General features: G+C 69.8%; 18 protein-coding genes. 11 read left to right on the top strand and 7 right to left on the bottom strand.

All coding sequences use genetic code 11. From position 1 onward, the window contains the following. From VN378_RS08525 to VN378_RS08515, 3 genes are all read right to left on the bottom strand, one after another. Positions 1-809: TolC family protein (locus VN378_RS08525; RefSeq protein WP_325742859.1), on the bottom strand; the 809-nt coding region annotated here is incomplete at its 3' end. Continuing rightward, the gene (locus tag VN378_RS08520) at positions 809-4,060 is read right to left on the bottom strand and encodes a multidrug efflux RND transporter permease subunit (RefSeq protein ID WP_325742857.1); all 3,252 of its coding nucleotides are present in this window, start codon (positions 4,058-4,060) and stop codon (positions 809-811) included. The genes VN378_RS08525 and VN378_RS08520, both read right to left, overlap by 1 nt. Positions 4,061-4,067: 7 nt before the next feature. After that, positions 4,068-5,270, bottom strand: coding sequence for an efflux RND transporter periplasmic adaptor subunit (locus VN378_RS08515; RefSeq protein ID WP_325742855.1), 1,203 nt, complete (start codon positions 5,268-5,270; stop codon positions 4,068-4,070). A 148-nt stretch (positions 5,271-5,418) separates the two neighbouring features. Here VN378_RS08515 and VN378_RS08510 point away from each other — a divergent pair, with 148 nt between their 5' ends. Next, complete coding sequence (locus tag VN378_RS08510; protein WP_325742853.1) at positions 5,419-5,988, top strand: TetR/AcrR family transcriptional regulator; 570 nt, start codon at positions 5,419-5,421, stop codon at positions 5,986-5,988. A 21-nt stretch (positions 5,989-6,009) separates the two neighbouring features. Here the strand turns inward: VN378_RS08510 and VN378_RS08505 are convergent, their stop codons facing one another. Further along, on the bottom strand, positions 6,010-6,444 hold the full coding sequence (locus VN378_RS08505; RefSeq protein ID WP_325742851.1) for a PaaI family thioesterase: 435 nt from the start codon (positions 6,442-6,444) through the stop codon (positions 6,010-6,012). Positions 6,445-6,493: 49 nt separating this feature from the next. Here VN378_RS08505 and VN378_RS08500 point away from each other — a divergent pair, with 49 nt between their 5' ends. The 8 genes from VN378_RS08500 (at position 6,494) to VN378_RS08465 (ending at position 17,844) form a co-directional block, all read left to right on the top strand. Beyond that, the gene (locus tag VN378_RS08500; protein WP_325742849.1) at positions 6,494-6,814 is read left to right on the top strand and encodes a DUF3253 domain-containing protein; all 321 of its coding nucleotides are present in this window, start codon (positions 6,494-6,496) and stop codon (positions 6,812-6,814) included. Continuing rightward, positions 6,798-7,451: a uracil-DNA glycosylase family protein gene (locus tag VN378_RS08495; protein ID WP_325742847.1), complete on the top strand. Its 654-nt coding sequence runs from the start codon at positions 6,798-6,800 to the stop codon at positions 7,449-7,451. Before VN378_RS08500 ends, VN378_RS08495 begins: the two co-directional genes overlap by 17 nt. Positions 7,452-7,552: 101 nt before the next feature. Next, positions 7,553-8,548 (top strand): alpha/beta fold hydrolase, encoded by a 996-nt coding sequence (locus VN378_RS08490; protein ID WP_325742845.1) that lies wholly within the window; start codon positions 7,553-7,555, stop codon positions 8,546-8,548. Between the two features lie 87 nt (positions 8,549-8,635). Further along, a complete protein-coding gene (locus tag VN378_RS08485; RefSeq protein WP_325742861.1) occupies positions 8,636-9,727 on the top strand; it encodes a Glu/Leu/Phe/Val dehydrogenase in 1,092 nt (363 codons plus the stop codon). Between the two features lie 365 nt (positions 9,728-10,092). Next, entirely contained in the window at positions 10,093-12,147 is a 2,055-nt protein-coding gene (cckA, locus tag VN378_RS08480) for a cell cycle histidine kinase CckA (protein ID WP_325742843.1), read from the top strand. Between the two features lie 96 nt (positions 12,148-12,243). After that, positions 12,244-14,091, top strand: coding sequence for a DUF885 domain-containing protein (locus tag VN378_RS08475; protein WP_325742841.1), 1,848 nt, complete (start codon positions 12,244-12,246; stop codon positions 14,089-14,091). Positions 14,092-14,186: 95 nt separating this feature from the next. Further along, complete coding sequence (locus VN378_RS08470) at positions 14,187-16,019, top strand: DUF885 domain-containing protein (protein ID WP_325742839.1); 1,833 nt, start codon at positions 14,187-14,189, stop codon at positions 16,017-16,019. 31 nt (positions 16,020-16,050) lie between these two features. Further along, positions 16,051-17,844 (top strand): DUF885 domain-containing protein, encoded by a 1,794-nt coding sequence (locus VN378_RS08465; protein ID WP_325742837.1) that lies wholly within the window; start codon positions 16,051-16,053, stop codon positions 17,842-17,844. Between the two features lie 15 nt (positions 17,845-17,859). Here VN378_RS08465 and VN378_RS08460 read toward each other — a convergent pair whose 3' ends face one another. Continuing rightward, positions 17,860-18,858, bottom strand: a complete 999-nt coding sequence (locus VN378_RS08460; protein ID WP_325742835.1) for a LysR substrate-binding domain-containing protein — start codon at positions 18,856-18,858, stop codon at positions 17,860-17,862. Positions 18,859-18,957: 99 nt separating this feature from the next. Between VN378_RS08460 and VN378_RS08455 the strand changes: the two genes are divergently transcribed. Both VN378_RS08455 and VN378_RS08450 read left to right on the top strand, forming a co-directional pair. Continuing rightward, entirely contained in the window at positions 18,958-19,089 is a 132-nt protein-coding gene (locus VN378_RS08455; protein WP_325742833.1) for a hypothetical protein, read from the top strand. 218 nt (positions 19,090-19,307) lie between these two features. Next, a complete protein-coding gene (locus VN378_RS08450) occupies positions 19,308-21,152 on the top strand; it encodes a DUF885 domain-containing protein (RefSeq protein WP_325742831.1) in 1,845 nt (614 codons plus the stop codon). Positions 21,153-21,362: 210 nt separating this feature from the next. Here VN378_RS08450 and VN378_RS08445 read toward each other — a convergent pair whose 3' ends face one another. Beyond that, positions 21,363-22,277: an NAD(P)/FAD-dependent oxidoreductase gene (locus VN378_RS08445; protein ID WP_325742829.1), complete on the bottom strand. Its 915-nt coding sequence runs from the start codon at positions 22,275-22,277 to the stop codon at positions 21,363-21,365. Further along, positions 22,274-23,380 carry a DUF1176 domain-containing protein gene (locus VN378_RS08440; protein ID WP_325742827.1) on the bottom strand — a complete coding sequence of 369 codons (1,107 nt, stop codon included), beginning with the start codon at positions 23,378-23,380 and terminating at the stop codon, positions 22,274-22,276. Before VN378_RS08440 ends, VN378_RS08445 begins: the two co-directional genes overlap by 4 nt. Positions 23,381-23,517: the final 137 nt, after the last annotated feature.

Below are 23,517 nucleotides of genomic sequence, written 5' to 3'. Positions count from 1 at the left end.
GCGTCGCTGGCCTCGGCCGGGGTGCGGCCGGTCAGGGTCGCCAGCCGGAACAGGGCCCCGTCGCGCTGGGCGCGCAGCGGCGGCAGGGTCGCCCGGGTGCTTTCCAGGGCGGCGCGGGCGCGGGAGGTGTCCAGCCCGTTGCCGGAACCAGCGGCTTGCAGGCGCCGTGTCAGGTCGGCGGTGTTCGACTGAAGCTCGATGGTGCGCTCGGCGACCGCGATCTGGGCGTTGGCCGAACAGGCGTCGGCATAGGCCCGGGCGGTTTCGGCCGCGACCGAGACCCGCACCACGTCGAGCGCGGCGGCGGCGGAATCGGCGTCGGCGCGAGCGGCGCGGATCGAACCGCCGACGCGGCCGAACAGGTCGACCTCATAGGCGACGTCGAGGCCGACGTCATAGGTCTCGCCCTCGTCCAGCGGCTGGCCGCCGTTGCCGCCGGGGACGGTGGCGGCCGAGGCGCGGCCGTATTGGCCGCTGGCGCCGACGGTGGTGGACGGCAGCCGCCCGACCCGCGTCTCGCCCAGGGCCGCGCGGACGCGGCGCAGATTGGCGGCGGCCGCCTCGAGCTCGTTGTTTTCCGTCAGGGCCTGACGGACCAGGGCGTCCAGGGTCGGGTCGTCATACAGCCGCCACCAGTCGTCGCGGGCCGCCTCGGCGGTCACGGCCGGGGTCGCGGCGCTTACGAAGGCGCCCGACGCCGAGGGGGGAAGGGTAGCGTCGGGCGCCCTCGGCCCGACCGCGCACGACGCCAATGCAAGACTGGCGAAGGCGGTTGCGGTCAGGAACCGGAGAGGGGATCGGGTCGTCATCAGGCGTCTCCCAGCCGGGGCGTCGCGGGCGCCGGATCGGCGTCGTGCGGCGGCAGGCCGTGGGTTGTGGGCACGCCGCGCGGCTTTTCGGGCCGCTGCGGAATCTTCGAGGCGGCCCAGCGGCTGACCACATAGAAGACCGGGGTGAAGATCAGGCCGAACAGGGTCACGCCCAGCATGCCGGAGAAGACGGCGGTGCCCAGCGACTGACGCATCTCGGCGCCCGGACCCGTCGCCAGCATCAGCGGCACGACGCCGAAGATGAAGGCGAACGAGGTCATCAGGATCGGACGCAGGCGGATGCGCGCCGCCTTGACCGCGGCGTCCCAGCGGCTGAGCCCTTCTTCCTCCTCGGCCTGTTTGGCGAACTCCACGATCAGGATGGCGTTCTTGGCCGCCAGCGCGATCAGCACCACCAGTCCGATCTGGACCAGGATGTTGTTGTCCAGTCCGCGGATGCCGATGCCGAGCATGGCCGCCAGCACGCACATCGGCACGATCAGTACGACGGCCGTGGGCAGGGTGAAGGCCTCATACTGGGCGGCCAGCACCAGGAAGACGAAGACCACCGCCATCAGGAAGACCAGGGTGGTCCCGCCCGACGACGCCTTCTCCTGCAGGGCCAGTCCGGTCCATTCGTACGAGAAGCCGGGCGGCAGGGCCTGGGCGGCGATGCCTTCCATGGCGTCCAGCGCCTGTCCGGACGATACGCCGGGCGCGGCCTGTCCCTGAAGCTCGGAGGCGGGGAACAGGTTGTAGCGCACCACGCGGGCCGGGCCGGAATCGTCCCGCAGCGTCGCCACCGATCCGATCGGCACCATGGCGCCGGAGGCCGAGCGGGTCTTCAGATTGGCGATGTCCGCGACGTCGTCGCGCGAGGCGGGCTCGGCCTGCGCCGTCACCCGGAAGGTGCGGCCCAGATAGTTGAAGTCGTTGATGTAGGACGAGCCCAGATAGATGCCGAGCGTCTCGAACACATCGTTCGGCTGGACGCCCATCATCAGGGACTTGTCGCGGTCGACGTCGGCCGAGATGCGGGGCGAACCGGTGTTGTAGGTCGAGAAGACCTGCTGCACCTGCGTCGGGGCCTGGGCGGCGGCGCCCATCATGCCGAAGGTCGCGCCTTCCAGGCCGCGATAGCCCGCGCCGCCCCGATCCTGGACCATCATCTGGAAGCCGTTGCCGTTGCCCAGTCCCTGGACCGCGGGCGGGGCGATGACGAAGATGTTGGCGTCCTCGATGCCGAAGGTCGCGCCGGTGATGGCGCCGGCGAGGGCGACCGCCGACTGCTCGGCGTTGCGATGATCGAACTCGTCCAGCCGCACGAAGATGGTCGCCGCGTTCGAGCCGAAGGAGAAGCTGGTGCCGTCGAGGCCGGCGAAGGCCACGGTGCCGTCCACGCCCTCGGTCTTCTCGATGATGTTCCGGGCCTGGCTCATCACCGCCTCGGTGCGCTCCAGCGAGGAGCCGGGGGGCAGCTGGATGACGCCGATCAGATAGCCCTGGTCCTGGTCCGGGATGAAGCCGGTCGGGGTGTCGACGACGCGCCAGGCGGTCAGGGCCAGCAGGCCGACATAGATGGCCAGCACCAAGCCCACGGTCCGCACCAGACGGGCGGTCAGGCGGCCGTATTTGTCCGACAGCCAGTCGAAGCCCTCGTTGAAACGGCGTCCGGCCCAGCCGCCGTAGTAGTGGACGGTCCCGAGAATTCCCGGCTTGCGCGCCGGTTCGTGATGCAGGTCGTGCGGCTTCAGCAGCACCGCCGCCATGGCCGGCGACAGGGTCAGGGACACCACCAGCGAGATCACCGAGGCCGAGGCGATGGTCACCGCGAACTGCTGGTAGAAGATGCCGGGAATGCCGGGCACGAAGGCGGTCGGCACGAACACCGCGACCAGCACCAGGCCGATGGCGATCAGGGCCCCGGACACTTCCTTCATCGACCGGTAGGCGGCCTCCTTGGGCGTCAGCCCCATGCGGATGTAGCGTTCGACGTTCTCGACCACGACGATGGCGTCGTCGACGACGATGCCGATGGCCAGAACCAGGCCGAACAGCGACAGCGAGTTGATGGAATAGCCGAGCGCCAGAAGCACGGCGAAGGTGCCGACCAGAGAGACCGGAATGGCCACGATCGGGATGATCGCCGCCCGCCACGTCTGCAGGAAGACGATGACCACCAGCACCACCAGCAGCATGGCCTCGAACACCGTGTGCTGCACGGCCTCGACGGATTCGGCGACGAATTCGGTCGGGTTGTAGGGCACCGAGATGGCCATGCCCGCTGGCAGTTCGGCGCGCACGGCCGCGATCTCGGCCTGGACCAGTTCCGCGGTTTCCAGCGCATTGGCGCCGGGCTGTTGCTGGATCGCCAGGGCGACGCCCGGCTGGCCGTCGAAATAGCCGCGGATGCCGTAGTCCTGCGAGCCCAGTTCGACCCGGGCCACGTCGCGGACGCGGGTGGTGCGGCCTTGCGCGTCCGTCTTGATGACGATGTCGCCGAACTCGTCGGGATCGCTCAGGCGCGACTGCACCTGCACCGGCAGCTGGAAGGCCGCGGCGTTGGTGGGGAAGGGCGGCTGGCCGATGGCGCCGGCGGCGGCCGAGGTGTTCTGGCCGCGCAGGGCGCCGACGATTTCCTGGGCCGTCAGGTTGCGTGCGGCGGCCTTGCCCGGGTCGATCCAGACCCGCATCGAATAGTTGCCGCCGCCGAACACCTGGACCGCGCCGACGCCGTCGAGGCGCAGCATCCGGTCGCGGATCACCGAGTTGGCGTAGTTGCCGATATAGTCGTTGGCCAGGCTGTGGTCGGGCGAGGTCAGGCCGATGATCAGCAGGAAATCCTGCTGCTGCTTGTTCACCGTCACGCCGATCTGGCGGACGGGTTCGGGCAGGCGCGGCTCGGCCAGCGAGACGCGGTTCTGGACCAGCACCTGGGCCGCGTCCAGGTCGGTGCCCGGCTCGAAGGTGACGGTGATCGTCGCCACCCCGTCCGAGGTCGAGGAGGACGATATGTAGAGCATGCGCTCGACGCCATTGACCTCCTGCTCGATCGGCGCGGCCACGGTCTCGGCCATGGTCTCGGCCGAGGCGCCCGGATAGACGGCGGTCACCGCGATCGTCGGCGGGGCGATCTCCGGATACTGCGACAGCGGCAGCAGCGGATAGGCGAACACGCCCAGAAGGGTGATGAACACCGAGATCACGGCCGCGAAGATCGGCCGGTCGATGAAGAAGCGGGAAATGTTCATGACCGGATCAGTCGCCCGACGACAGGCTGTTGGCGAAGGTGGCGCTGGAAGCCGGGGCCGCCTGGGTCACCGGGGCTTGCTGGGCGCGCTGCGCGACGGGCCGGATCTGGCCGGTTTTCGCCTGGACCTTCATGCCGGGGCCCTGGATGCGCTGGACGCCGACGATGATGACGCGGTCCGTGGGCTGCAGGCCCGAGCGGATAACCCTCAGGCCGTCGACCAGCGGACCCAGCTGCACCGGCTTGGGGGCGACCGAGCCGTCCGCGGCGACCACATAGACGATGCGCCGCGCCTGATCGGTGGCGATCGCCGCGTCGGGCACCAGCATGGCGTTGTAGCTCCCGGCGCCGGCGAGGCGGCCCTGACCGAACATGCCCGGCTTCAGGAAGCCGTCGGCGTTGGGGATCACGGCCCGCAGCCGGATCACGCCCGAGGAGGTGTCGACCGCGTTGTCGGTGAAATCGAGCGTGCCGGCCCGGGTGAAATCCGTCTCGTCCTGCAGCCGCACCTGGATCGGGGCGGCGCCGCGGCGGGCCTGGCGCTGGTATTTCAGCAGCACCGCTTCGGAACCGTCGAAGACGAAATGGATCGGCGCGCTGGACACGACGGTGGTCAATACATCGGCGGCCGAGGAGCCGCCGGCGACGAGGTTGCCAGCGTCGACCCGGCGGTCGGAGACGCGGCCCGAGATGGGGGCGGTGACGCGGGTGAATTCGAGGTCCAGCTGGCGGGCGCGGACATTGGCGTTGGCCGCGGCGATGGCCGCCTGGGCGGTCTGCAGGGCGCCCCGCCGGGTGTCGACCTCGGCCTGGGACACGGCTTGCGATTCCAGCAGGGTTTCGGAGCGGCTCAGTTCGCTGCGGGCCAGCGCCAGCTGCGCCTGGGCCTGGGCCAGCTGGGCGCGGGCCGAGGCGAGGGCCGCCTGCGCCGGCCGCGGGTCGAGGGTGAACAGCAGCTGGCCGCGCCGCACATAGTCGCCGTCGCGGAAGTGGACCGCAGAGATGTAGCCGCCGACGCGGGCGCGCACATCGACCGACTGGGTCGCCTCGAACCGGCCGGTGAATTCATCCCAGTCCTGGACCGCCCGCACCAGAGGCACGGCGACGGTCACAGCCGGCGCCGGCGGCGCCTGGGCTTCGCTTCGCTGGGAGCAGCCATAGAGCACGGTCGTCATCAGGACGGCCGCGGCCACGATCTTCGCGGTTCGCATCAAAATTTGATCCCTGTCATTGTCGACGCGGCGAAGGGGGAGGAAGCCGGTAGTCAACGCCCGGTGACTTAATGGTGATCGTGCTTTCGCTTGTCAACGGCGGTTGACAAAGCCATATCCGTTTTGGGGCTATTCCGGAGTTCACGAATTGTTTTGCCATGTCGCGCCCCGGCCCAGGAATGCCGAGGCGACCCGCGCCGCCATCCTGACCGCCGCCCGCGAACGTTTCGCGCGCGAGAGCTATGACGACGTCGGCATGCGCGACATCGCCGGCGACGTCGGCGTCGACGCCGCCCTGGTGTCCCGCTATTTCGGCTCCAAGGAAGATCTGTTCACCTCGGTGCTCGACAGTTGCGAGAACGGGGCCGAGCTGATGGAGGGCGACCGCGCCGACTTCGGCCGCCGCGTGGCGCATGAGGCGATCTACGAGGGCAAGTCCGAGAGCAAGCTGAAGGGCCTGCTGGTCCTGCTGCGCTCGGTCGGTTCGACCAAGGCCATGGAACTGGTCCAGCGCACCGGCAACGAGCGCTTCTTCAACCCCTTCGCCGAATGGGTCGGCGGGCCGGACGGCGCCGTGCGCGCCCGCCTGGCGGCGGCCTTCGTCATGGGCATGGCGGTCAGCCGGGAGATCACCGGCGGCTTCGGCCTTAACCCGACCGAATGCCAGGAGATGCACCGGCGGATGGCCCGCATCCTCCAGGACATCATCGACGGTTGACGCCGGCGTCGGGCGCCCGCTTCACCCGCGCGGCTGGAATTTCCGGATCACGCCCGAGAAGGTCATCAGCACCCGCTCGCCCGCATTGATCTGGCCGCGCACGAAGATCAGGCTCTTGCCGGCGCGGATCACCTCGCCCGTCGCCTCGACCAGTTCGCCGACATAGGCGCCGTCGATGAAGGTGGATTCCAGGGACACGGTCACGCCCGAGGCGCCCTCCATCTCCTGATAGGCCGTCTGGAACAGGGCGATATCGGCGAAGGTCATCAGGCAGCCGCCGTGCATCCGGTGGCCGGCGTTCATGTGCTTGGGCTCGGCCCGGAAGGCGCAGCGCATGCGGCCGTCGGCGTCCGGCTTGAAGTAGAAGGGTCCCACGACCTGGTCGAAGGTGCCGTGCAGGTCATAGGTCTGCCAGCCGGCGAACTCGCCCTCCGTCACCGTGACTTTCTCGACCATTCCCGAACTCCGCCTTCTTTCTGTTCTCGCAATGCAGCATATAGGCGCGATGAGCGACCCCATCGAAACAGCCATCTTCGAAAAACTGGCGAAGGCCGACCCCAAGGGCGTCGGCGGCAAGAGCATCGAACCGTCCGATGTGGCCAGGGAAATGCAGCCCGAACAGTGGCAGCGGATGCTGCCCAAGGTCCGCGCCTGCGCCCTGGGCCTGATGCGTCAGGGCAAATTGACCATCACCAAGAAGGGCAAGCCCGTCGATCCGAACGCCTTCAAGGGCGTGATCCGCCTGCGCCTGCCGACCGAGGCCGAGACCGCCGCGGCGCTGGCGGCCCTGCCGCCCGTCGTCGAGGACGATGACGACTTCGCCTGATCCGGTGGACGGCCTCCAGGCCGTTCTGGACGACATCCGCGCCTGCCGGGCCTGCCTCGGCCAGCTTCCCCATACGCCGCGTCCCGTGGTTCGCGTCTTTCCGGAGACGCGGCTGCTGATCTGCGGCCAGGCGCCCGGTCGCCGGGTGCATGAGAGCGGCCTGCCGTTCACCGATCCGTCCGGCGACCGGCTGCGGCAGTGGCTGGGCGTCGACTATGGGACCTTCTACGCCGATCCCCGGCTGGGCGTGGCGGCCCAGGCCTTCTGTTATCCGGGAACGGCGCCGAAGGGCGGCGACTACCCGCCGCCGCGGCGCTGCGCCGAACTGTGGCGGCCGCAACTGCTGGCGGCATTGCCCCATATCGAACTGACCCTGCTGGTCGGCGGCTACGCCCAGGTCTGGGCGCTGGGCGACCGGGCGAAGATCAACATGACCGGGACAGTGCGGGCCTGGCGCGACTACGCGCCCTCGATCCTGCCCCTGCCGCATCCCTCGTGGCGCAATACGGCCTGGCTGCGAAAGAACCCGTGGTTCGAGGAGGAGGTCTTGCCCTACCTCAGGGAGCGGGTGGCGGCTATTCTCGCTCCATCTTCATCCATGCACCCCCGCGAAGGCGGGGACCCAGGTTTTTCGTGAGGCAGGCTGTCATGGGATTGCCGTTGGTGCGCAGACTCCGGCGCCGATCCCCCAACGCACCGGGTCCCCGCCTTCGCGGGGATGCACGGACATGGGGGATTGTGCTGGCGCTCTCACTCTCCCTGACGGCCTGCGCCTCGCCCGCAGTCCAGCCGCCTCTGATCCCCCCGCCGGGGTTCGCCGGCCCGGCGCTCGAGACGCGTGCCCTGGTCATGGACGACGGCGCCCGCCTGCCTCTGGCGCGCTGGACGCCCGACCGCGGCGAGCCATGGGCTGTCATCGTCGCCCTGCACGGCATGAATGACAGCCGCGCCTCCTTCCGCCTCGCCGGACCCTGGTGGGCCGAGCGGGGCATCGAGACCTGGGCCATCGATCAGCGCGGCTTCGGCCAGGCGCCCGGCCGCGGCGTCTGGGCCGGCGAGGCGCGGATGACCGAAGACCTGCGCACGACGGTCGCCCTGGCCCGGGCCCGCCACCCCCGCGCCCTGATCGCGGTCGCCGGGGAGAGCATGGGCGGGGCCGTCGCCATCGCGGCCTTCGGCTCGGATCGTCCGCCGGATGCAGACCGCATAATCCTTCTGGCCCCCGCCGTCTGGGGCTGGTCGGCGCAGGGCCCGGTCAACTCCGCCGGGCTGTGGATCGCGGCCCGCGCCATGGGCGGCCGGGCTGTGGGCGCGCCGGAATGGGCGGTGCGGGATTTGCCTGCGTCTGACAACCGGCTGGAGCTGATCCGCAACGGCCGCGATCCGAACAGCATCCTGCCGACGCGGTTCGACGCCCTGTACGGCCTGGTGGACCTGATGGAGACGGCGTCGGTCCGGCTGGGCGACATCCGCGTGCCGACGTTGCTGCTGTACGGCGGCCACGACAACGTCATCCAGAAGGATCCGATGCGTCGGGCCCTCGAGCGGGCGGAGGACCGTCCGGGCCTTCGCACCGGCTTCTATCCCGACGGCTGGCACATCCTGAACCGGGACCTCCAGGCCGAGACCATGTACCGCGACCTCGAGGCCTGGCTGCGCGACACGTCCGCGCCCCTGCCGTCCGGAGCCGGTCCCGTCCTCCCGGCGCTGCGAAAGCCGTCCCGCCCACGCTGACGTGAAACCGCCATGCTTGCGGTGTTAAGCGCCGGGGCGTAAGCACCCGCGCAACAAAAAAACACCCCGGGAGACGCTCAAGTGAGCATGACGCTGTTTGATTCCCCGTCCTTCGCGAACCACGAAGGCGTCCATGCGGTCTTTGACGAAAAGACCGGCCTGCGCGCTATTATCGCTGTTCACTCAACCGCGCGCGGCCCCGCCGTCGGCGGCACCCGGATGTGGAACTACGCCTCCAGCGCCGAGGCGCTCGAGGACGTGCTGCGTCTGTCGCGCGGCATGAGCTACAAGAACGCCGTCGCGGATCTGGAAATGGGCGGCGGCAAGTCCGTCATCATCGGCGACAGCAGGACCCAGAAATCCCCTGAGCTGTTCCGCGCCTTCGGCCGCGCCGTCAATACGCTGGGCGGCATCTATTATGCGGCGGAAGATGTCGGCGTGTCGGTCGCCGACATCGCCGAAGCCCGCAAGGTCACCCCCTATGTGCTGGGCCTGAACGACGGTCCGGAAGCCTCGGGCGATCCCAGCCCCGTCACCGCCGAGGGCGTCTATCGCTCCACTCTGCTGGCCGCGAAACGCCTGTGGAACCAGGACGACCTGACCGGCCTGACCGTCTCGGTCCAGGGCATCGGCCATGTCGGCGGCTATCTGGCCGACAAGCTGTACGCCGCCGGCGCGAAGCTGATCATGACGGACGTCAACACGGCCCTGCTGGCCGAGGTCGCCGCCCGCACCAACGCTGAGGTCGTGGCCCCCGACGCCATCTATGACGTCAAGGCCGACATCTACGCCCCCTGCGCCCTCGGCGCGACGCTGAACCCGCAGACCCTCGACCGCCTGACGGTCAAGGCCGTGGTCGGCGCCGCCAACAACCAGCTGGCCACCCCCGATATCGGCCAGCAGCTGTTCGAACGCGGCGTGCTGTACGCGCCCGACTATGTCGTCAACGGCGGCGGCATCATCAACGTCGCCTCAGAACTGATGGCCCGCCAGACCGGCGGCGCCTACGATCCGGCCTGGGTCGAGGGCAAGCTTTCGCGCCTGATGGAAACGCTGGAAGAGGTCATGGATCGCTCGGCGGTCGAGAAGCGCCCGACCCACCAGATCGCCGACGCCATCGCCGAGGCCCGCATAAACGCGGCCCGCGACCAGAAGGCCGAGCAGCGCAAGGCGGCCTGACCTCCCCCATCCACCGGGCGCCCCGGCGAATGCCGGGGGCCAGATCACGGACTGGAACGGCAGGGTTTTGGCGCCGCGTCCGCGGCGCAAGCACCGCGTTAGCCATCCGGACCCCGGCATTCGTCGAGGTGCACGGTGACAACTCAGGCCGCACGGGCGGCCTACGTCCAGATCTGACGTACCGGTCGCCTAGTCTGCTTCCTGGCTGATTCCGCAACGCACTCGCACTGCGGACGAAGTGGACGGAGTGGACTCTACGGACTCATTGGACTGTGTTTTTTTCTGGCCAGGCCGTCGGATTCGCGCCTCGGGGGCATACGGCCCACTATCGCCGGAACCGCCCTTCTGATTCGGGCCGAGGCGCCATGACCGCAATCCCCAGGACCGCACCGCCGGCCAAAGCCTTCGACCCGCTGCTGCTGCTGATGGCGGTCGGGTTCGTGGTCGCCGTCGGCGCTCTGGCCTATCCCGCCTTCCGCTCGGACCCCATGAGCGCGCCGGGGCTGGTGCTGATCTTCACCGTGGGCGCCATAGCCCTGATCGGCCTGTTCTCGTTCACGCGCGGCGAGTCCCGCAAGCCGATGGCCGACGCCGCCGTCGATCTGCTGGACGCCATGGCCGAGCCCGCCGCCCTGGTCTGGGCGACCGGTCAGGTGCTGGCCTTCAACGGCGCCTGGGCCGAGGCCAATGGCGCCACCACCGCCCTGCCCAAGGGCAGGTCCGCCTCGGCCCTCTACATGGCCTTCGCCCAGGCCCGCGCCGGGGAACAGGGCCGCGCCATCGTCGTCATCGGCGACCGCGAGCAGGAGGTGCTGATCGGCGCCGCAGGCGAGAGGCGCTTCCTCGTCCGCGCCGCGCCGGAGGCCGTGCTGCCGGTGGGCGCCATGACGAGCAGCCGGCCGGCCACCGTGTCGAATGCGCTGGAGAGCCGGGCCATGGCCGCCGGCGCGCCGTTCGGCTCGGCGGTCATCGCCGCCGAGGACCTGTTCGCCGGCAAGGTCGAGGAGGCCAACGCCGCCCTGTCGGTCCTGACCGGGCCCGCCGCGGCCCGCGACGCCGCCTTCGGCCACCTGTTCGATCCGGCCCTGGTGGCCGAGGCCCGCGCCCGGCTGGACGACGGCTCCTCGGGCCCGATCGAGCTTGTCGCCCGCGCCTTCCCCGACAAGATGCTGCACCTCTATGTCGCCCCCGAGGGCGACAAGCGCCGCATCTGGCTGTTCGACGTCTCGGCCCAGAAGTCGATGGAGCTGCAACTGTCGCAGGCCCAGAAGATGCAGGCCGTGGGCCAGCTGGCCGGCGGCGTGGCCCACGACTTCAACAACCTGCTGACCGCCATCCAGCTGCAGCTGTCCGGCCTGCTGGAGCGGCATCCGGTGGGCGATCCCTCCTACGAGGGCCTGAACGAGATCCGCCAGACCGCCATCCGCGCCGCCGACCTGGTGCGCAAGCTGCTGGCCTTCTCGCGCAAGTCGACCGTCCGGCGCGAGCGCCTCGATCTCGGTGAACTGGTCGGCGAATTCGCCGTCCTGCTGCGCCGCCTGCTGCGCGAGGACGTGCGGCTGGAAACCGACTACGGTCGCGACCTGCCGGTGGTGCTGGCGGACAAGAGCCAGCTGGAGACGGCGGTGATGAACCTGGCCGTCAACGCCCGCGACGCCATGCGCGGCGTGGTCGAGCCCGGCGCCGGCGTGGTCACCATCCGCACCGCCCGCCTGACGGCCGACGAGGCCCGCGCCCTCGGCTGGACCAGCCCCCCCACCGACGCCGTCGCCCTGATCGAGGTGACGGATAGCGGTCCGGGCGTCCCGCCTGAAATCCTCGACAAGATCTTCGAGCCCTTCTTCACCACCAAGGCGGTGAACGAGGGTACGGGCATGGGTCTGGCCACCGTCTACGGCATCGTGGAACAGGCCGGCGGCCACATAAACGTGTCGAACGCGGCGGCCGGAGGCGCGGTGTTCCGCATCTTCCTGCCCGAGGCGGCCGAGGCGGAACTGGCCGAGATCGCGCCGGTCGAGATCAAGGCGAAGGCGCCGCGCGACCTGTCGGGCGCCGGCCGGATCCTGTTCGTGGAAGACGAGGCCGCCGTGCGCGGCATCGCCGCCCGCCTGTTGCGCCAGCGCGGGTATGAGGTCATCGAGGCCGCCGATGGCGAGGAGGCGCTGGAACTGGCCGAGCAGCACGCCGGGACCATCGACATGATGATCTCGGACGTGATCATGCCCGGCCTTGACGGCCCCGCCCTGCTGAAGAAGGCCCGGCCCTTCCTCGGCGACGCGCCCGTCCTGTTCATCTCGGGATATGCCGAGAGCGACTTCTCGGACCTGCTGCAGGACGAGGTCGGCGTCTCCTTCCTGCCCAAGCCCCTGGACATCAAGACCCTGGCCGAGCGGGTGAAACAGGAACTCCACGCGGGCTGAGAACCAGGCCGGCGCCGCGCAAGCTGAACCATCGGTAACTTGCCAGCGGCCCTCCGAAGCCGTCCACTGGCGGCCCCAACTGTCTGGAGATTCGCCATGCTGGACCGTCGCCGCCTGCTGCTGTCTTCCGCCGCCGGTCTGGGGCTTGCTGTCGCGGCCCCGGCGCTGGCGGCGCCGTCCCAGACTTCGGCCGCTGGCGGCGGAGGCGCCCAGGTCACCGCCCTGCTCGACCGGATGATGCAGGAATTCCTGGCGGAATCGCCGGAGTTCATGACCTCGCTCGGCCTCGACACCGGGCCGAACGCCGCGGTGCGCAGCAGGCTGGACGATCGCTCGCTGGCCTTCGTCGACCGCTCGTTCACGGCCTTCCGCGGCTATGACGCCGAGCTGAAGACCATCGACCGGTCCGCCCTGTCGGGCATGGATGCGGTCAACTACGACACCACCCGTTTCATCCTCGACGGCGCCGCCGTCGCCGACCGTTTCGACTACGGCGTCCAGTCGCCCGTCGGCGGAACCAGCCCCTACCTCGTCAGCCAGCTGACCGGCAGTTACAGCAGCATCCCGCAGTTCCTCGACACCCAGCATCAGGTGCGTACCGCCGAAGATGCGGAGACCTATCTCGCCCGGCTCTCGGCCTTCGCCGAGGTGCTGGACGTCGAGACCGGTCGGGTGCGCGCGGACTTCGCCGCCGGGGCGACGCCCCCGGACTTCGTCCTGCGCCGCACCGGCGAGCAGTTCGCCGCCACCCTCGGAGTCGATCCGGCGCGGTCGGGACTGACGCAGTCTCTGGCCCGTCGGACGGCCGAGGCCGGCATCGCCGGCGACTGGGCCGCGCGGGCCGAGGCCATCGTGCGCGACGCCGTCTACCCGGCCATGCAGCGCCAGGCCGACGTGATCGCCGCAGCCCTGCCCGGGGCCACCGCGGACGCCGGCTGCTGGCGTCTGCCGGACGGCGAGGCCTACTACCGCTACGGCGTGCTCAGCTACACCACCACGGACATGGGCGGCGACGAGATTCACGAGATCGGCCTGGCCCAGGTGGCCGAACTCAGCGCCCGCGCCGACGCAATCCTTAAGGCGCAGGGCCTGACCCAGGGCTCGGTCGGTGAACGGATCGCCGCCGTCGCCCGCCGACCCGACCAGCTGTATCCGAATACCGACGCCGGCAAGGCGGAACTGCTGGCCGACCTCAACGCCCAGATGGCGCGGATGCAGCAGCGTCTGCCCGAGGTGTTCGGCCGCCTGCCCAGGGCCTCGGTCGAAATCCGCCGGGTTCCGGTCGAGATCGAGGCCGGAGCCCCGGGCGGCAGCTATCAGATGCCGGCGATGGATGGTTCGCGTCCAGGCGCCTACTACATCAACCTGCGCGACACGGCGGAGACGCCGCGTTTCACCCTGCCGACCCTGACCTATCACGAGGCATCGCCCGGCCACCATTTCCAGATCGCCGTCGCCCTGGAAGCCGAGGGCATTCCAATGCTGCGCAAAATGCCCCTGTTCTCGGGATACACCGAGGGCTGGGCCCTCTACGCCGAACAGCTGGCCGACGAGATGGGCGTCTATGCGGACGACCCGCTGGGGCAGTTGGGTTATCTCCAGTCCTTCATGTTCCGGGCTACCCGCCTGGTGGCTGACTCGGGCCTGCACCACAAACGCTGGAGTCGCGAACAGGCGGTCCGCTACATGGTCGAAACGCTCGGCGATGCGGAATCCACCATGACGACCGAGGTCGAACGCTATTGCGTGTGGCCGGGACAGGCTTGCAGCTACAAGCTGGGCCACACGGTCTGGGACCGCACCCGGACGCGGGCGAAGGCGGCGCTGGGGAGCCGGTTCGACATCCGGGGCTTCCACGACACGGCCCTGGCGGCGGGAGCCATCCCGCTCGAGGTGCTGGAACGTCTGGTCGCGGACTGGGCTGCGGGCGTCCAGGCGGCCTGATCCGTCCTTCATGGCGACAGTGGTCCCGAGCGGTCACTTGCCAAATTCCATCCGGCGCCATCCTGTGGCGCCTCGCGTCCCGGGAGCCTGCCGCCATGATCGATCGCCGCCGCCTGATGTTCACCGCCGCCGCCGGAGCAGGCCTCGCCGCCTGCGGCCAGGCTCTGGCGCAGACCCCCGCCGCGGCCGCTTCGGCCTCGGCCGCCCTGACGGCCCTGATGGACGGGATCGTCCAGACCTTCCTGCTGCAGTCGCCCGAGACCCTGACCTCGCTGGGCATGGACAAGGGGCCGATGGCGGCGATGAAGTCCCGGCTCGACGACCGGTCCCAGGCCAAGGTCGACGCCGATCGGGTGGTGTTCCGGGGGCAGATGAACCAGCTCAAGGCTATCGACCGCTCGGCGCTGCCGGAAACCGAGGGCGTCTATCACGACACCCTGACCTTCTTCGGCGAGACCCAGATGACGGGCGACCGCTTCCCCTACGGCGGCGGCGGCTTTGGACCGGCGCCCTACACCGTCTCGCAGCTGACCGGCTCGTATCAGAGCCTGCCGGACTTCCTCGACACCCAGCACGCGATCGAGACCGCCGAGGACGCCGAGGCCTATCTGTCGCGCATCTCCGCCTTCCCGACCGCGCTGGACCAGGAAACTGCGCGGATGCAGGCCGACTTCGCGGCCGGCGCCGTGCCGCCGGATTTCGTCATCGACAAGACCCTGATCCAGCTGGCCAATCTCTACGAAACCCCGGCGGGCCGATCGGTCCTGACCACGTCCGTCGTACGCCGGACCGGCGAGAAGAACCTCCCCGGCGACTGGGGCGCTCGCGCCCAAAGGATCGTCGAAACCGAGGTCTATCCGGCCCTGCGCCGTCAGGCCGAGGCGATGCGCGCCCGCCGCGCCGACGCCGTCCATGACGCGGGCTGCTGGCGTCTGCCGGATGGCGAGGCCTATTACGACTGGGGAATTCGCAGCTACACCACCTCGACCCTGTCGGGCGCGGAGATCCACGCGCTCGGACTGGAACAGGTGGCCGAGCTCTCGGCCCGCGCCGATGTGTTGCTGAAGGCCCAGGGCCTGAGCCAGGGATCGGTGGGCGAGCGCATCGCCGCCCTCGGCAAGGACCCGGCCCAGCTCTATCCCAACACCGACGCGGGCAAGGCCCAACTGCTGGCTGATCTCAACGCCCAGATGGCGGATATGGCGAAACGCTTGCCGCAGTATTTCGGCCGTATCCCGGCCGCGCCGGTCGAAATCCGCCGCGTGCCGACCTTCATCGAGGCGGGCGCGCCCGGCGGCTACTACAATTCGCCCGCGCTCGACGGTTCGCGGCCCGGCGCCTACTACATCAACCTGCGCGACACGTCCGAATGGCCCCGGATGCAGCTGCCGACCCTGACCTATCACGAAGCCTCGCCGGGCCATCACCACCAGATCGCCCTGCAGCAGGAACAGGCCGACCGGCCCCTGCTGATGAAGGTGCTGGGCTTCTCGGCCTATTCCGAGGGCTGGGGGCTCTACGCCGAACAGCTGGCCGACGAGATGGGGGTCTATGCCGACAACCCGATCGGCCAGATCGGCTATCTGCAGTCGCTGCTGTTCCGTGCCACCCGGCTGGTCGCCGACTCGGGCCTGCACCACAAGCGCTGGAGCCGCGAACAGACCATCCGCTACATGGTCGAGACGCTGGGCGATTCCGAAACCGCGGTGACCACCGAGGTCGAACGCTACTGCGTCTGGCCGGGCCAGGCGTCCAGCTACAAGGTCGGCCACAACAAATGGATCGAGCTGCGCGGCCGCGCCCAGGCCGCGCTCGGCGACCGTTTCGACATCCGCGCCTTCCACGACGCCGGCATGAACGCCGGCGGCGTGCCGCTGACCGTGCTGGACAAGATCATGTCCGACTGGATCGCGGCCCAGCGGGCCTAACCAGCGTCCTGTCTCCCGGAAAGGGTCTCACATGATCGACCGTCGCCGCCTCATGCTCTCGTCCGCAGGGCTGGGCCTGATCGCAGCCCTGCCGGCCTTCGCCCAAACCCGGGCCGTGCCGGAGGCGGATGCGCGGCTGGACGCCATGCTGACCCGCTGGTTCGATGAGAACGTCGACCTGTCGCCGGAATACGCGACCAACCTGGGTCTCGACCGCCACGCCCGCGCCCATCTGTCGGGCAAGCTGCGCCAGGTCGGCCTGGCCGACGCGGAGGCCGACCGCGTCCGCGCCCGCGCCCGCTGGGCCGAGATCCAGACCGTCCGGGAAGAGGGGCTGTCGGACCAGGCGAAGGTCTCGCTGGCCGTCTATCGCTTCACGGCCGAAGGCGCGGCGCGGGCGGCGGACATTCCGTACGGCGGGGGCATCGGCCCCTATGTGGTGACCCAGCGGTCGGGGGCCTATTTCTCGGTTCCGGATTTCCTGGCCAACCAGCATCGGGTCGAGACCCTGGCCGACGCCGAGGCCTTCCTGTCGCGCCTGTCGGCCTTCGCGGTCGTGCTGGATCAGGAGAACGAGCGGATCACGGCCGATGCGAACCTGGGCGTCATGCTGCCGTCGTTCCTGATGGACAAGACGCTGACCCAGCTGCGTACCCTGCGCGACACGGCGCCGGCCGAGATGGCCATGGTGCAGGCGCTCGTCCGCAAGACCGGTGAGAAGGGGATCGCCGGCGACTGGGGCGCCCGCGCCGCCGCCATCATCGAGGCCGGGATCAAGCCGGCGCTGGGTCGCCAGATCGCCGTGTTCGAGGCCCGGCGTCCGCAGGCGACCGAGGACGCCGGCGCCTGGAAGCTGCCGCACGGTGACAAGGCCTATGCGCTGGCGCTGCGGGCCTACACCACCACCGACTATGACGCCCAGGCCATCCACGACATCGGGCTCGAACAGGTCGCCTCCATCCAGGCCGAGATCGACACCATCCTGAAGGGCATGGGCATGGCCGAGGGGTCGGTCGGCCAGCGGATCAAGACGTTGAGCGAGGACCCGCAGCATCTGTGGCCCAACACCGACGAGGCCAAGGTCGAGCTGATCGGTTCGCTGAACCGCCAGATGGCCGAGCTGACGCCGCTGCTGCCGCAGGTGTTCAACACCCTGCCGAAGGCCGCTGTGGAAATCCGGCGCGTGCCGCCGTCGATCGAGCTCGGGGCGCCGGGCGGCTACTATCAGGCCGCCTCGCTGGATGGGTCGCGGCCGGGCGCCTACTACATCAACCTGTCCAACACCGCGAACTGGCCCAAATGGGGACTGCCGACCCTGACCTATCACGAGGCGTCGCCCGGCCATCATTTCCAGATCACCGTGGCGCGTGAGGCGGGCAGCCTGCCCATCTACCGCCGCGTCGCCGGCAACTCCGCCTATAACGAGGGCTGGGCGCTGTACGCCGAGCGCGTGGCCGCCGACGACCTGGACGTCTATGCGGGCAATCCGCTGGGCAGGATCGGCTACCTGCAGTCCTACCTGTTCCGCGCGGTCCGCCTGGTGGTCGACACCGGCCTGCATCACAAGCGCTGGAGCCGCGATCAGGCCATCCGCTACATGATCGACGAATGCGGCGAGCCGCCGGAGTCGGCCGAGAAGGAGATCGATCGCTATTGCGTCTCCATCGGTCAGGCCTGTTCCTACAAGCTGGGCCAGACCGTGATCGCGCGCCTGCGGACCGAGGCCGAGGCCCGTCCGGGCTTTGACCTGAAGGCCTTCCACGATCGTGTTCTGCTCAACGGCTCGGTGCCGCTGGCGGTGCTGGAAGGGCTGATGCGGGCCTGACCGGCACGGGTCGGCTCAGTCGACCATGGCCTGGATTTCCGTGCGCTTGGGGTCCGGACGGGATCCGGACTTTTGCCCCGCCTGCCCCGAGACATGAATGGCGCAGCTTGATCGCGCCTCGGCGACGGTGGGGTCGCTTGCGGCCTGGGCCATCAGCCAGTCGCGGAAGCGCGCGATCTTGGGCGAACGGCGCCGTCCCTCAGGCCAGACAATGAAATAGCCGGCGTGGAAGGAGACGGTCTGCGGAAAGGGCCGCACCAGCAGGCCGTTGCGAAGCTCCCGCGCGAACAGGATGGGCGAGGCCAGCGCCACGCCCTGATCGCCCAGGGCCGCCGCCACTTCGAGAACCTGGTAGTCCGCGGTCAGTCGGGTGACTGGTTGGGCCCCGCCGTCGACTCCGGCGGCGGCGAACCAGGCCGCCCATTCCTTCTCCATGCCGATGCGCGGCGCGTCGACCAGATCGCGGGGCTGGTCCAGCTTGAGCCGCTCCGCCATCGCCGGGCTGCACAGGGGGGTGAAGACGCTGGGCATCAGCATCTGGCTTTCCATGCCGGGCCATTCGCCCGAGCCGGACCGGATGCCGACGTCAAAGCCCTCGCGCGCCAGGTCCAGCAGGGTCGGATTGGTGTCCAGCCGGACGGCCAGTCCGGGATTGGCCACCTGGAACGATCCCAGACGCGGCGCCAGCCATTGGGTCGCCAGCGTCGCCAGGGTCGTGATCGACAGGATGTGCTCGTCCGCCTCGGTCAGGTCGCTGACTGCGCGCCGCAGCAAGGTCATGGCCTCGGTCGCGGCGCGTGACAGCCGTTCGCCGCCTTCGGTCGGCTGGACCTCGCGCGGCAGCCGACGGAACAGGCTCTGGCCCAGCCGGCCCTCAAGGGCCTTGATCTGCCAGCTGACGGCGGCCTGGGTCATGCCCAGTTCTTCGGCCGCGCGGGTGAAACTCTTCAGGCGAGCGGCGGCCTCGAAGACGCGGATGGAGGCGAGGGGGATGCCAGCGAGAGGGTCGGCCATAAGCAAACCTTATGTGAGATGTTCACAATCTGGTTTGTTCGGCGCGCCTGTCAAGCCCATCTTGTGTCCATCAGCAACGGACGGCCAGAGGAGGCCACGATGGAAGAGATACATCACACCCATAAGGAGCCTGCATGGGGTTGGGTTTCGGTCCTTCAGGACTGGCGCCGCAGCCGGACCCGCCAGCGCCTGCGCACGCCGTCGCGTATCGTCACGCCCTGGAGCCGCTGACCCTCTTTTCCCATCCGGTCTGCCGCAGGCGAATTTCCCTTCTCCCCAGCATGATCGTCGGCCCCTCCAATGGGTCGAGGCCCGGATTCTGGAGTCTCCTGCTCCCGGGATCCGGGCTGAGCCGTGTCCGGCGCAGACGTTGACCGCCTGATCCCCCGGCGGCGGCTTGTCAGGCGCACCCTCCCGCGCGAGGGTGCGGGCCTTGCCAGGGGAAATCCATGTTCAGTCGCCGCCGCCTGTTGACGTCCGCCGCCGGCGGCCTGGGGCTTCTCGCCCTTCCCGCCATCGCCCGCGCGGGCGTTCCTGCATGGCAGGGCGATGTGAGGTCCGAGGCCCGCGCCCTCTATGACGTCATCTTCGAAGGCGTTCTCGAGGCCTCGCCCATGGGGGCCACCAGCCTCGGGCTGGATGTCGGTCCCCACGCCTCTCTGAAATCCCGCCTCGACAGCCGGAGCTACGCCGACCGGCTGAACATCTTCAAGCCCATGGTCGCGGCCCGCCCGGCGCTGGCCGCCATCGACGCCTCGGGCCTGACCGGCCGCGACCGCTCGGACTACGACAGCGTGGTCTGGATGGCCGACCGGTCGGCGGAGATCGCCGCCTTCCCCTTCGGCGGCGTCGACAGCTACGGCTACCCCTGCCCCTATGTCGTCAGCCAGCTGACCGGCCTCTATCAGGCCGTTCCCGATTTCCTCGACAGCCAGCATTCCGTCGCCACGGCGGCCGACGCCGAAGCCTATCTGTCGCGGCTTGAGAGCTTCGCCGAGGGCCTCAACCACGAGACGGCGCGGTCGGCCTCGGATGCGGCCGACCACGGCGTCGTCCCGCCCGACTTCGTGATCAACAAGGCCCTGACCCAGCTTCGCGCCCTGCGCCGCGAGACGGGGGAGGGCGCCGCCCTGGTCCAGTCGCTGGTCCGCAAGACCGCCGGGGCCGGAGTCGCCGGCGACTGGGCGCGGCGGGCGGCGACGCTCGTGGACGGACCGGTCGCGGCCGCTCTGGACAGGCAGATCGGGCAGATGGAACGCCATCTCCCGAACGCGGCGCACGACGCCGGCATCGGGGCGCGTCCGAACGGCGAGGCCTATTACAACCTTTGTCTCCGGTTCCAGACCTCGACCGGCCTGACTCCGGCCGAGGCCCATCAGATCGGCCTCGATCAGGTGGCCCGGATCGAGGCCCTGGCCGATCCGTTGCTGCGCCAGCGCGGCTATACCGAGGGTTCGGTCGGGGCGCGGCTGACCGCATTCGGCAAGGAGCCCCGGTACCTCTATCCCAACACAGACGACGGGCGGGCGGCGCTGCTGGCCGATCTCAATCGCCAGGTCGCCGCGATCGAGGCGCGTCTGCCCCAGGTCTTCGAACGCCTGCCGAGCGCACGGGTCGAGGTGCGCCGGGTGCCGCCCTCCATCGAATTGGGCGCGCCGCGCGGCTATGCCCAGAGCCCCTCTCTGGATGGGTCGCGGCCGGGCGCCTACTATATCAACCTGGTCGACACGGCGATCTGGCCGCGCTGGGCCCTGCCGACCCTGACCTATCACGAGAGCCTGCCGGGCCATCACCTTCAGGGCGCCCTGGCGCTGGAGGCGACGGACACGCCGCTGCTGCACAAGTCGATGGGCTTCAACGCCTATGGCGAGGGCTGGGGCCTGTACGCCGAACAGCTGGCCGACGAGCTGGGCATGTACGACGACTTCACCGAGGGGAAGCTGGGCTACCACCAGTCCTTCCTCTACCGCGCCGCCCGCATCGTCATCGACACCGGCATTCACGCCCTGGGCTGGAGCCGCGAGCAGGCCATCCGGTACATGATCGAGACGGTCGGCCTGGCGCCCGGCGCGGCCGAGAGCGAGATCGAACGCTATTGCGTCTGGCCGGGTCAGGCCTGCGGCTACAAGATCGGCCACACCGAGATAGACCGCCTCAGGACCGTCGCCCGCGAACGCCTCGGCGACCGGTTCGACATCAAGAGCTTCCACTCGGCGGTGCTGGACGGCGGGGCCATGCCGCTGGAGGTGCTGGGCCGGGTCGTCGACCAGTGGACGGCGGCGCGGCTGGCCTAGGGCGGCCCGGGCCGGCGCGAAAAAACACAGTCCGAAGAGTCCGTAGAGTCCACTGAGTCCGCTCCGGCCGCTTCGTTCGGAGGGCCGCCTTCTCCACTGCATTCGATTGTCAAAGACCGGGCCCGGAAGGGTTCGGCCAGTGAAGCATGCGCCTGCGTCAGTTCTGGACGTAGGCGAATTCGATCGAACCCGGCACTCGCCGAATATCGATCAGTCCCGCACGGTCCAGCCGTCCGCCTCGCGCAGGGCGTTGTGGATGGCGGTGGCGGCGACGGCGGCCTCGGCCCCGGCGACGGCGATCTGGTTGAGGCCGCGGACCACGTCGCCCGCGGCGTAGAGGCCCTGCACGCTGGTCGCCTGATGGGCGTCGACGAACAGCCGGCCGTCGTCGCCGAGCCGCGCGTTCAACATTTCGGCCAGATCCGCATTGGGCGACGTCCCGAGCGCCGAATAGACCAGGTCGAAGCTGCGGAAGGTCCCGCCCCAGCTCAGGGCCGTGACCCGGTCGCCTTCCAAGGTGACGTTGTCGATGGGCGCGCGGATCAGTTCGATCCCCATGCGCGTCAGCTCATCCTCATCGGTCAGGGTTGCCGCGGCGCCCGTGTGAATGAGGGTCACGCGGTCGGAATAGGTGCGCAGGAAGGCGGCCTCGCGCACCCCCTTGTCATCGTCGCCGATCACCGCGACCGCCTTGTCGATGGCCTCGTAGCCGTCGCAGATCGGGCAGATGCGGACCAGCGCCCGCTCGATGGCGCGCTCGACGCCGGGCAGATCGGGATGGCGATCGACCACGCCGGTCGCCAGCAGGACGGCGCGGACATGCAGGTCGCGGTCGTTCAGTCGGGCGAGGAATCCGTCGCCGTCGCGCGCAAGGCTCTCGACGCGTCCGCCCTCGATGACCGCGCCGTATTCCCCTGCCTGTTCGGTCATCCGCCGCAGGATGGCGTCGCCGGTGATGCCGCTTGGGAAACCCGGCATGTTGTGGCTGAGCGGGATCCAGCAGGCCCGGGACGCGCCGCCGTCGGCGACCAGCACGCGCCGCCGGAACCGCGCCAGATAGGTGGCCGCGGTCAGGCCCGCCGGTCCGGCCCCGACGATGAGGACTTCGGGGCCGTCATCGCTCATCGCGTACGCCAGGTCGTCGGCCAGAAGTCGGCGGGGACGCCCCAGCACTCGCCCATGGACGATTCGGCGCTCAGGACGAAGGCGCTGCCGGTCCAGGTCCAGGTCGAGGCCGTACCGCAGTCGCCGATGCCGCGTCCCTTGGAGAAGGCGGATATCGTGCGCGTGCCGGGGTCATAGCCCCCGTTGATCGTGCCCGGGTCGCTTTCGCCCGTCGCGGACGGCAGGCTGACGGCGCGGGGGTTTCGCCCGCCCGGCCCGGTCAGATACCAGTCGTGGCCGATGTTGTAGGCGCCGGCGAAGCAGGGCACCGCCCAGAGCTCGGTCGAGGCGTCGAGCCGCGCCGACATGACCTCTTTGCTGACGGCGCTGTCCCCCGTCTCGGCCCGGCAGGCCTTGACTGCCGCTACGGCTTCCAGCGCCGGGGGCAGGGTCTGGCCGCTGTCGCCGAAACCGGTCTGGGCGATCGGCGGGGCGGCGATCACCTCGGGCGCCGGCGCGGGGCCGGGCACGCCGGATGCGGGCCGCGTTCCCTTGCGGACGAGGGCGGTCGGGGTGTCGAGCCGCCCCTGACGCTCGTCGATCCAGAGCATGGCCGCCGAGGCGCCGGACAACGACATCGGGACCGTCTCGCCGCCCGCCGTCAGCGTCAGCGTCTCGCCGGCCGCCATGGCGGAGGCCACGGCGGCCGCGTCCGTCGCGCGGACTGCCGCCGCGCCGAGGGGATCGTGATCGCCCGCGATGGCCGCTGCGACATGGCGCCGGCCGTCGAGGGTCAGGGTGACCGGCCCGGTCAGGCCGTCGCCGCTCGAAGGCCAGAAGCCGACGGTGACGGTTCGCGCGCCATCCGGACCCGGCGCCGACCCCACCCGCACCCAGCCCGTGCCCTCGCTCGCCGGGCCGAAGGCCACACAGTCATTGGTGTTGTCGCAGGTGGCGCGCCAGTCGCGGAACTCGCGGCTTTCACTTCGCGCCGCCGCAGCCGGAGCTGCGTTCTGCACGGCTGCGGCCTGCCCGGGAGCCGGGGCCGCCGCCGCCGGCTGGTCCGCCGGGCCGCACGCCGTCAGCGCCGCAGCCGCCAGACAAGCTCCTCCAAGATACCGCATTGTCCGTCCCCAGATCCGCCAGGCCCTTCGCCCCTGGCGGACGTTAACCGAAATCCTGCGGAAGGCCCCCTGTTATCGATCCACGATCCGAACGGTTCCCGCACGCCCTTTGCGCCCGCCCGCACGCCCCGCTATAC

The sequence above is a fragment of the Brevundimonas sp. genome (assembly GCF_035561115.1).
Taxonomy (GTDB): domain Bacteria; phylum Pseudomonadota; class Alphaproteobacteria; order Caulobacterales; family Caulobacteraceae; genus Brevundimonas.
This window is presented reverse-complemented; position numbering and strand designations above follow the sequence as displayed.